The organism is Streptomyces sp. NPDC001410, assembly GCF_042895235.1.
Taxonomy (GTDB): Bacteria; Actinomycetota; Actinomycetes; order Streptomycetales; family Streptomycetaceae; genus Streptomyces.
Genome location: NZ_JBIAWE010000019.1, coordinates 204,387 through 213,823, shown reverse-complemented (window position 1 = coordinate 213,823; position 9,437 = coordinate 204,387). Strand labels below are relative to the sequence as shown.

General features: G+C 73.3%; 9 protein-coding genes. 5 read left to right on the top strand and 4 right to left on the bottom strand.

Annotated elements, in window-relative coordinates; all coding sequences use genetic code 11:
• Positions 1 to 106: 106 nt before the first annotated feature.
• The gene (locus tag ACFY3C_RS35440) at positions 107 to 691 is read right to left on the bottom strand and encodes a hypothetical protein (RefSeq protein WP_390773713.1); all 585 of its coding nucleotides are present in this window, start codon (positions 689 to 691) and stop codon (positions 107 to 109) included.
• 131 nt (positions 692 to 822) lie between these two features.
• A complete protein-coding gene (locus tag ACFY3C_RS35435) occupies positions 823 to 1,731 on the bottom strand; it encodes a MurR/RpiR family transcriptional regulator (protein ID WP_386573165.1) in 909 nt (302 codons plus the stop codon).
• 235 nt (positions 1,732 to 1,966) lie between these two features.
• On the opposite strand from ACFY3C_RS35435, the gene ACFY3C_RS35430 reads away from it, so the two are divergent.
• From ACFY3C_RS35430 to ACFY3C_RS35420, 3 genes are read left to right on the top strand one after another with little or no spacing between them, the layout of a single operon-like run.
• The gene (locus tag ACFY3C_RS35430) at positions 1,967 to 2,650 is read left to right on the top strand and encodes a carbonic anhydrase (RefSeq protein ID WP_390773712.1); all 684 of its coding nucleotides are present in this window, start codon (positions 1,967 to 1,969) and stop codon (positions 2,648 to 2,650) included.
• Between the two features lie 20 nt (positions 2,651 to 2,670).
• On the top strand, positions 2,671 to 4,275 hold the full coding sequence (locus ACFY3C_RS35425) for a SulP family inorganic anion transporter (protein WP_390773711.1): 1,605 nt from the start codon (positions 2,671 to 2,673) through the stop codon (positions 4,273 to 4,275).
• 10 nt (positions 4,276 to 4,285) lie between these two features.
• Positions 4,286 to 4,705: a hypothetical protein gene (locus ACFY3C_RS35420; protein WP_390773710.1), complete on the top strand. Its 420-nt coding sequence runs from the start codon at positions 4,286 to 4,288 to the stop codon at positions 4,703 to 4,705.
• 5 nt (positions 4,706 to 4,710) lie between these two features.
• On the opposite strand, the gene ACFY3C_RS35415 is transcribed toward ACFY3C_RS35420, so the two are convergent.
• Positions 4,711 to 5,472: an SDR family oxidoreductase gene (locus ACFY3C_RS35415; RefSeq protein WP_386573169.1), complete on the bottom strand. Its 762-nt coding sequence runs from the start codon at positions 5,470 to 5,472 to the stop codon at positions 4,711 to 4,713.
• Positions 5,473 to 5,618: 146 nt separating this feature from the next.
• Here ACFY3C_RS35415 and ACFY3C_RS35410 point away from each other — a divergent pair, with 146 nt between their 5' ends.
• Entirely contained in the window at positions 5,619 to 6,449 is an 831-nt protein-coding gene (locus ACFY3C_RS35410; RefSeq protein ID WP_386573170.1) for a helix-turn-helix transcriptional regulator, read from the top strand.
• Between the two features lie 339 nt (positions 6,450 to 6,788).
• Here the strand turns inward: ACFY3C_RS35410 and ACFY3C_RS35405 are convergent, their stop codons facing one another.
• Complete coding sequence (locus tag ACFY3C_RS35405; protein ID WP_389175901.1) at positions 6,789 to 8,180, bottom strand: cystathionine beta-synthase; 1,392 nt, start codon at positions 8,178 to 8,180, stop codon at positions 6,789 to 6,791.
• Between the two features lie 162 nt (positions 8,181 to 8,342).
• Between ACFY3C_RS35405 and ACFY3C_RS35400 the strand changes: the two genes are divergently transcribed.
• Positions 8,343 to 9,362 (top strand): SGNH/GDSL hydrolase family protein, encoded by a 1,020-nt coding sequence (locus ACFY3C_RS35400; RefSeq protein WP_390773709.1) that lies wholly within the window; start codon positions 8,343 to 8,345, stop codon positions 9,360 to 9,362.
• The last annotated feature ends 75 nt before the right edge of the window (positions 9,363 to 9,437 follow it).

Sequence of the window (9,437 nt, the reverse complement as noted above, 5' to 3'; positions counted from 1 at the left end):
CCTCCGTGCGGTGAAGATTCGACACCTCCACCACACACGGAGGCCTTCGCCACGATCAAGACCGGCCCGCGTTAACAACGCTCGTGATCAATACATCTAGGCCCTGTCAGACGAGCGCTGCGGCGCGGCGGCGGGCCCCGCCCGGGGCCGCGTCGCCGGCCGCGAGGCCCGTGCCGCGCAGGCCCTTCACGGCTGTGCCCGCCGGGCTTCCGCCCCGCCGGTCGAGCCAGTCGACCCGCACCCACAGCAGGGTGTCCTCGGCCCGCTCGCGCCGCCCGAGCCAGGCGGCCTTCAGCCGCAGCCCGGTGCCGGCCCCCGCGAGCAGCATGCCCCCGGCCGCGGGCACGGCGAAGGAGCTGCCGAACGCGACGGCGAAGGCGAGCAGCAGCCACCAGCGGTGTCCCCGGCGCCAGGTGCGCACGGTCACCGCCCGGTCCTGAAGGACGTCGAACTTGCCCGCACGGGCGGCCCCGCGGGCGAGGGCGGCGTACCGCCTGCGCCGGACCAGCGCCACGACGGCGGCGGTGATCAGGAACAGCGCGGCCCCCGCGAGCACACCGATCCGGCGCCCGGTCACCCCGGGCAACAGGACCCCGATCCCCGCGGCGAACACCCCGAACCACCACAGCGGTGCGGCCCCGGCCCGTACGACGACGGCCACCCGGGCCAGCCCCTGTCCTCCACGCGCCACGATCCGCCTCCTCGTCGTCCCGGCACAGTGCTGTCGGCCGGGCACGGTAACGAGCGAAGGTGAGACGAGTCTGAGAGCGCGCCTGACCGTTCAGCCTCTTCGGCCTCCTCGATCTCTTCGGCCTCTTCGGCCTATTCGACGAACAGTCCGCGGGCCGCCGCGTGCGTGTCGAACTCCTCCAGCCGGGCCTGGGCCTCCGGCAGGTCGTCGCAGATCGCCTCCAGCAACACCCGCCCGAGCAGCATGGGCCCGCACGCGGTGTCGAAGGCGAGCCCGGTGCCGACGGCGGCGGGCAGCAGCAGGTCGGAGTACTTGGCGACGGGTGCGAAGGCGGAGTCGGCGACCGTGACGACGGTCAGGCCCGCCTCCTTGGCGTAGGCGAGGGTGTCGACGACCTCGCGCGGATGCCGGGGCAGCGCGAAGCACAGCAGGGCGGAGGCGCCCGCGCGGACGGCCGCGTCGATGCGGTCGTGGATCATCGTGCCGCCCTCGTTGAGCAGCCGGACGTCCGGGTGGACCTTGGCGGCGAAGTACGCGAAGCCGTACGCCTGGGAGGCGGCGGCGCGCAGCCCGAGCACCGGCAGCGGGCGGGAGGCGGCCAGGACCCGGCCGGCCCGCTGCACCGGGCGGGGGTCGGCGAGCAGTTCCGCGAGGTGCTTCAGGTTCTCGATCTCGGCCTCGACGGCCTGCTGGTACTCGTTGTAGGAGCCCGCCTCCGGGGCCGGTTCGGCGGGCACGACCTCGCGCAGGTGCTTGCGCAGCGCGGGGTAGCCGTCGAAGCCGAGGGCTACCGCGAACCGGGTCACCGATGGCTGGCTGACCCCGGCCAGCTCGGCCAGCTCCACGCTGGACAGGAAGGGCACGTCGGCGGCCCGGCGCACCATGCTGTGCGCGATGCGGCGCTGGGTGGGCGTGAGCCGGCGCCCCTCGAAGAGCACCTGCAGCCGGGCGGCCGGGCTGTCCGCCACAGCGGACATGACCTCGGAAGCCACCTCGGTCGTCGCCTCGGACGTCACACCGGTACTCCTGTCCACGCTCATGCCGTGCTCCCCCTCCAGACCGACGCTGCGAGCGTACGGCAGCAAGGCTGCACTCCCCTCGGCTATTCACACACCAAGAACTCTGCATGACGTTATGCAGCCGGGCAAGGGGCGGTATCGCCGTGGCGATGATCCGACGACGAAACAGCCAAGTGTCGTTAAACCGACACTCAGGGTGACGGTACGGCTGCTTACGGTGAACGTGCGCTACTGGCAAGACTCCTGAGGAAGCGTCATGACCTCCAACCGCAGGGCCTTCCTGACGGCCGCCGCCGTCACCGCCCTGACCGCCGCCCCGGCGACGGCCGCCCCCCGTCCCCGTCCCCTCCCTCCGAGCACCGCGCACACCAAGCACACCGCGCACACCGCCCTCGACGAACTCCTCGCGGGCAACCGCCGCCACGCCGCCGGCCACCCCCGCCACCCGCACGACAGCCCCGGCCGGCGCCACCTGCTGGCCGCCGCACAGCACCCGTTCGCGGTGATCGTGGGCTGCATCGACTCCCGGGTGCCGCCGGAGCTGGTCTTCGACCTCGGGCTCGGCGACGTGCTGTGCATAAGGACCGCCGGCCAGGTGCTGGACGAGGCCGTGCTCGGCTCCATCCAGTACGGCGTCCAGGAGCTGGGCGTCCCGCTGGTGCTGGTGCTCGGGCACGAGCGCTGCGGGGCCGTCGCCGCCACGCTGGACCATCTGCGCACGGGGGCGCCGGTGCCGGGCCACCTGGAACTGCTGGTGGACGAGATCGCCCCCGCCGCCCGCCGCACCCGGGCGCTGCCCGGCGACTGGGCCGAGCACACCATGCGCGCCCACACGGTCTGGGTCCGGGACGCGATCCGCGCCGACCCGGCCTTCGCCTCGGCCCACGTCGTGGCCGCCCGCTCCGACCTCGACACGGGGCTCGTGTCCCCGCTGCCCTGAACCCACCCCCCGAAGAAGCCATGAACCTGAACCGAGCCCTGTCCGTCCTGCCCTCCCCCGCCGACCTCCGCTCCATGACCCGGTCCCCGCGCCGCGACCTGCTGTGCGGGCTGACCGTCTCCGTCGTCGCCCTGCCCCTGGCCCTCGGCTTCGGCGTCACCTCCGGACTCGGTGCCGCCGCCGGGCTGACCACGGCGGTCGTCGCCGGTGCGCTGGCCGCGCTGTGCGGCGGCAGCGCCCGCCAGGTCAGCGGCCCGACCGGCGCGATGACCGTCGTCCTCGTGCCGATCGTGCACCGCTACGGCGCCGACGGCGTCCTCACCGTCGGCCTGATGGCGGGCGTCCTGCTGCTGCTCCTCGCCTTCGCCCGGGCGGGCGCGGCGATGGCGTACGTCCCCGCGCCGGTGACCGCCGGTTTCACCCTCGGCATCGCCTGTGTGATCGCCCTCCAGCAGGTGCCGGCCGCGCTCGGCGTGCCCGCCCCGCACGGCGAGCAGGTCGCCGTGGTCGCCGCCCGGGCGGCGCGGGAGTTCGGGCGCGTCCCGCACTGGCTGGCGCTGCTGCTCGCGGCCGGCGCGGCGGCGATCGTGCTGACCGGCGCCCGCTGGAGGCCGGCCGTGCCCTTCTCCCTCGTCGCGGTGGCCGCGGCCACCGGCGCGGCCGAGGCGCTGCACCTGTCCGTCACCCGCATCGGAACCCTCCCCGCGTCCCTGCCGGCGCCCTCCCTCTCCTTCCTGGACCTCTCCCGTCTCCCCTCCCTGCTCGCCCCGGCCGCCGCGGTGGCCGCACTGGCCGCACTGGAGTCCCTGCTGTCGGCGTCGGTCGCCGACGGGATGCGGCCCGGCGAACGGCACGACCCGTCCAAGGAACTGTTCGGGCAGGGAATCGCCAACCTCGTCGCCCCGCTGTTCGGCGGGGTCCCGGCCACCGGCGCCATCGCCCGCACGGCGGTCAACGTCCGCACCGGTGCCGCCTCCCGGCTGGCCGCGCTCGCGCACGCGGTGATCCTCGCCGGGATCGCGGCGGTCGCCGCCCCGCTGGTGGGCCGCATCCCGCTGGCCGCGCTGGCCGGGGTGCTGCTGGCGACGGCCGTACGCATGGTGGAGCGGGACGCGGTACGGGCGATGGCCCGGGCCACCCGCGGCGACGCGCTGGTGCTGGTCCTCACCGCCGGTGCCACGCTCGCCCTGGACCTGGTGCGGGCGATGCTGATCGGCCTCGGCGTCTCGGTGCTGCTGGCGCTGCGCGCGGCGATGCGCGGCACCCGGCTCACCCCGGCCGCCGCCGACGAACTGCCGGGCGAGGCAGGCACGGTGACCTACCGGTTCGACGGCCCGCTGCTGTTCGCCGCCGCCCACCGCTTCCGGTCCGGGCTCGCCGACCTGCACGACGGGGTCTCGGCGGTCGACCTGCGTCTGTCCGGTCTCACGGCGGTGGACGCGACCGGCGCGCTGGCGCTGAAGGAGGCGGTCGCCGAGCTGCGCGGGCGGGGCGTCGACGTCCGGATCAGCGGGGTGGACCTGGACCACCTCAGGGTCCTGGAGTCCTGCGGGGTGCTCACGGCCGGCGGCGCCGGTGCGAAGAGGGGGGTTGTCCCCAGTGCGGCGGGCATGACCGCTCCCTAGGGTGGAGCGCATGAGCGCACTGGACTCACGGGACGTGGACCTCAAGAAGGACCTGGACGCCACCGTGCGGGCACGCAGGGAACTGGGCGAGGAGTACGACTCCGCACTCGTCGAGTCCTTCCTGGAGAAGGTCGACCAGCGGATCGACGACGTGGTGGACCGCCGGGTGCGGCGGCACCTGGCCGAGCAGCGGATGGCGGACGCGCGCGGTGCCCGGCGGCCCAAGGGCGGCGACAACTGGGCCGAGCGCTTCGGCTTCGCGATCGTCTCGCTGGTGCTGGCGATCCCGCTGTCCGCGATCGGCGGCGTCTTCGCGGGGATGACCGGGATGGTGACCACCTGGGTCGGCATCGTCGGCGTCAACGCGGTCCAGGCGGTCCGGCACAACCCGGAGATCCTCACCGGGCGCCGGGCCTCCCGGGAGGACTGAGGGAGTCACGCCTGCCGGGTCGGCAGCACCATGATCTGGCGCAGGTTGACGTGCCGGGGGCGGCTGGTGGCGTAGGCGACGACGTCCGCGACCTCCGTCGCCGCGAGGCTCCCGATCGCCTGGAGCATGCCGTCCAGCTGCCCGGACAGCTCCGCGTTGCCGACGTGCGCCTTCAGCTCGGTCTGCGTGAGCCCCGGCTCGATGTTGGTGACCCGTACGTCGCGCGGCCCCAACTCGGTGCGCAGGGACTGCGAGAGGTAGGTGACGGCGGCCTTCGTGGCGCCGTACACCGCGTAGTTGGGGAAGGTGACGTGGGCGCCGATGGACGACACGTTCACCAGGTCGGCGGTGCGGCCCTCGGCGGCCGCGGCGACCAGGTCGGCGGTGAAGGCGCGGATGACCCGCAGCACCCCGGTCACGTTGGTGTCGAGCATGCGCTGCCACTCGTCGAGCCGGCCGTCGTCGACGGGGTTCGGCAGCATCACCCCGGCGTTGTTGACGACGAGGTCGACGGGCCCGTAGGTCTCGTGGACCAGGTCCCGGGCGGCCTCGACGGACGCGTCGTCGGTGACGTCGGCGGCCACCACCAGCGCCTCGCCGCCCTCGGCCCGGATCTTTCCGGCGACGGTCTCCAGCCGGTCCGCGCGCCGGGCGAACAGCGCCACCCGGGCGCCCTGCGCGGCCAGTTGCCGGGCGACGGCCTCGCCGATGCCGCTGGCGGCTCCGGTGACGACGGCGGTACGGCCGGACAGGTTCTCGTACGACATGGGTGTTCTCCCCGGTCGGGTGCCGGGGCGTCTCCCCGGCGGCTGACACCACCCTCGCCGGGTCCGGCGGCCGTACCCAGGGATGCGCTCTTCCTGGGTCTGCCAGTACCAGGTTGGGAGACCGCCGCTCCCCTACGATCGAACCCATGGACGGGGACCTCGGAGACTTCCTGCGCTCGCGCCGCGCCCGCATCCAGCCCGAGGAGGTGGGGCTGCCCGTGCACGGGCGGCGCCGCGTACCGGGCCTGCGCCGCGAGGAGGTGGCGCAGCTCGCGGGCGTGAGCGTGGACTACTACATCCGCCTGGAGCAGGGCCGCGGTCCGAGCGTCTCGGACGCCGTGCTGGACGCGATCGCGCGGGTGCTGCGCATGGACGAGACCGAGCACGCGTACCTGCGTACGGTGGCCCGGCCGCGCGGGCGCCGCGAGCGCCGACCGGCCGCGCCCCGGGTACGGCCGGGCGTGCAGCTGCTGTTGGACAGCATGGAGCGGACGCCCGCGTTCGTGCTGGGCCGCCGCATGGACGTGCTCGCCTGGAACGCGCTCGGCGACGCGGTGGGCGGCTTCAGCCGCATGGCACCGGACGAACGCAACATGCCGCGCCAGGTCTTCCTCGACCCCGCCGCCCGGGACCTCTACCCCGAGTGGGCCGCGGTGGCCGCCCAGACCGTGGCCAACCTGCGCATCGGCGCGGGCCGGTACGCCGACGACGCCGCGCTGTGCGCCCTGGTCGGCGAACTCTCCCTCAAGAGCGAGGACTTCCGCCGGCTGTGGGCCGACCACGAGGTCAAGGAGTGCGCGTACGGCGTGAAGCGTGTCCGGCACCCCGTGGCGGGCCTGCTCACCCTCCCGTACGAGACGCTGACCGTCCCGGCGGACCCGGAGCAGACGATCGTGGTGTACACCCCCGAGCCGGGGTCGGAGACGGCGGAACGCCTGGCGCTGCTGGGCAGTTGGGAATCGGCCCACGCCCGCTGAGGAAAATGCTGAAGAAAATAATGCGGGGACCGCCGCACCCCCGTTACCGGGGGGCGGGACGACGGCGGTCCCCGCGAGGGACGCGGGCCGGGTCAGGGCCGGGCTTGCGCGTCCTAGGCGTCCATGGAGGTCCGGGAGCCGCTCCGGAGGTCCTTGGCGCCGTTCGGCGCCGGCCGGGGCGGGGAGCCGCTCCCGCCCTGCCGACACCCACTAATCTGCCTGACCCGTGTTAAGCGGGTGCTGCGCGCACGTGACACGCTCGTACCACTTCCGAAGCCGCTCGATCGGGAACGGTCACCGCAAGTTCGCCGCCGCCACGGGCAGTTCACCGCAGGTTTGCTACTTGTTCCCGCCCTTGGCCAGGAAGGCCAGCAGGTCCTGCCGGCTGACCACTCCGGTCGGCTTGCCCTCGACCAGGACGATCGCCGCGTCCGCCGAACCCAGCACCGACATCAGGTCGCCGACCGGCTCGCCGGAGCCGACCTGGGGCAGCGGGGAGGACATGTGCTTCTCCAGCGGGTCGTCGAGCGAGGCCCGCTTGTTGAACAGGGCGTCCAGCAGCTCCCGTTCCACGACCGACCCGACGACCTCGGCGGCCATCACGTCCGGGTGGCCGGCGCCCGGCTTGACGACCGGCATCTGCGAGACGCCGTACTCACGCAGCACCTCGATGGCCTGGCCGACGGTCTCCTCCGGGTGCATGTGCACCAGGGACGGGATGGAGCCGGCCTCCTTGTCGCTGAGGACGTCGGCGACGCGGGCGCTGGGGCCCTCGTCCTCCAGGAAGCCGTAGTCGGCCATCCACTCGTCGTTGAAGATCTTGCTGAGGTAGCCGCGCCCGCTGTCGGGGAGCAGCACGACGACGACGTCGTCCGGGCCCAGCCGCTCGGCTACCTCCAGCGCGGCCACGACGGCCATGCCGCAGGAGCCGCCCACCAGCAGTCCCTCCTCCTTGGCGAGGCGCCGGGTCATCTGGAAGGAGTCCTTGTCGGACACGGCGACGATCTCGTCGGCCACGGTCCGGTCGTAGGCGGTGGGCCAGAAGTCCTCGCCCACGCCCTCGACCAGGTACGGCCGGCCGGAGCCGCCGGAGTAGACCGAGCCCTCGGGGTCGGCGCCGATGACCTTGACCTTGCCGTCGCTGACGTCCTTCAGGTAGCGGCCGGTGCCGGAGATGGTGCCGCCGGTGCCCACGCCCGCCACGAAGTGGGTGATCTTCCCCTCGGTCTGCTCCCACAGCTCGGGGCCGGTCGAGTGATAGTGCGAGAGCGGGTTGTTGGGGTTGGAGTACTGGTCGGGCTTCCAGGCGCCCGGCGTCTCGCGGACCAGCCGGTCGGAGACGTTGTAGTACGAGTCCGGGTGCTCAGGGGCGACGGCGGTCGGGCAGACCACGACCTCCGCGCCGTACGCCCGCAGCACGTTGATCTTGTCGGTGCTCACCTTGTCGGGGCACACGAAGATGCACTTGTAGCCCTTCTGCTGGGCCACGATGGCGAGCCCGACGCCGGTGTTCCCACTGGTCGGCTCCACGATGGTGCCGCCCGGCTTGAGCTCGCCGCTCTGCTCGGCGGCCTCGATCATGCGCAGGGCGATGCGGTCCTTCACGGAGCCGCCGGGGTTGAAGTACTCCACCTTGGCCAGGACGGTTGCCTGGATGCCCTTGGTCACGCTGTTGAGCTTCACCAGCGGGGTGTTGCCGACGAGGCTGATCATCGAGTCGTGGAATTGCACCGTTGTCTCCGGTTGCTTGCAAAAAACAGTGGTCGTCTGTGGTTCCGCCAGCCTAAAGCCCCTGGGTGACGTGGGGCGGGCGTTCACTCCCCGTTGAGATTGACGCACGGGCTGTACGGGGCAAGGAGTGGATGTACGGCTACGAGGAGGTGGCGGCGACGCATGACGAGCATGTCGAGGGCGAGAGTGGCCCGGCGTATCGCGGCCGGAGCGGCGTACGGCGGTGGCGGGGTCGGGCTGGTCGGGGCGGCCGCCGTCGGCCTGTTACTGGCGGAGGTGCGGCTGGCCCGGCGCCACGTGGGCAACGGCAGCGGCGGACGGGTGCCGGTGGCCGAAGGCGTGTACGGCACCTCGTACGACCTCCCCGGTGAACCGCCGCTCAGGCTGAGCATGCTCGGCGACTCGACGGCGGCCGGGCAGGGTGTGCACCGGGCGGGACAGACACCGGGGGCGCTGCTGGCGTCGGGATTGTCCGCGGTGGCCGAGCGCGCGGTGGAGCTGCGGAACGTGGCCTTGCCGGGGGCGCAGTCGGACGACCTGGACCGCCAGGTGGCGCTGGTGCTCTCGTCCCCTTATCCACTCCCCGACATCTGCGTGATCATGATCGGCGCGAACGACGTCACGCACCGGATGCCGCCGACGCGTTCGGTACGGCACCTGTCGGCGGCGGTACGACGGCTGCGCACGGCCGGCGCGGAGGTGGTGGTCGGCACGTGTCCCGACCTCGGCACCATCGAGCCGGTGCAGCAGCCGCTGCGGTGGCTGGCCCGGCGGGCCTCGCGGCAGCTGGCGGCGGCGCAGACGATCGGGGTGGTGGAGCAGGGCGGGCGGACCGTGTCGCTCGGTGATCTGCTCGGGCCCGAGTTCGAGGCGAATCCGCGGGAGCTGTTCGGGCCGGACAACTACCACCCCTCGGCGGAGGGGTACGCGACGGCGGCGATGGCGATACTGCCCACGGTGTGTGCGGCGCTGGGGCTGTGGCCGGCGGAGGAGGAACGGCCCGACGCGTTCCGTCGCGAGGGCTTCCTGCCGGTTGCACGGGCTGCGGCCGAGGCGGCGTCGGAGGCGGGCACGGAGGTCACGGCGGCGATGCCTACTGGTCCGCGGGGGCCGTGGGCACTGCTCAAGCGCAGGCGGCGGCGCCGCGTACCCGAGGCCGAGCCTGCAACTCCGTCCCCGTGACCGCCTGGGGGCTCCGCCCCAGACCCCCGTTGCGCCAAGCAAGCGCTTAGTAAATTGCGGCCAGTGTCACACCGC

Coding starts and splice junctions, on each gene's coding strand:
- ACFY3C_RS35435 (WP_386573165.1), bottom strand. CDS start 1,731: ATGAGCGTGGACAGGAGTACCGGTGTGACGTCCGAGGCGACGACCGAG.
- ACFY3C_RS35430 (WP_390773712.1), top strand. CDS start 1,967: ATGACCTCCAACCGCAGGGCCTTCCTGACGGCCGCCGCCGTCACCGCC.
- ACFY3C_RS35425 (WP_390773711.1), top strand. CDS start 2,671: ATGAACCTGAACCGAGCCCTGTCCGTCCTGCCCTCCCCCGCCGACCTC.
- ACFY3C_RS35420 (WP_390773710.1), top strand. CDS start 4,286: ATGAGCGCACTGGACTCACGGGACGTGGACCTCAAGAAGGACCTGGAC.
- ACFY3C_RS35415 (WP_386573169.1), bottom strand. CDS start 5,472: ATGTCGTACGAGAACCTGTCCGGCCGTACCGCCGTCGTCACCGGAGCC.
- ACFY3C_RS35410 (WP_386573170.1), top strand. CDS start 5,619: ATGGACGGGGACCTCGGAGACTTCCTGCGCTCGCGCCGCGCCCGCATC.
- ACFY3C_RS35400 (WP_390773709.1), top strand. CDS start 8,343: ATGACGAGCATGTCGAGGGCGAGAGTGGCCCGGCGTATCGCGGCCGGA.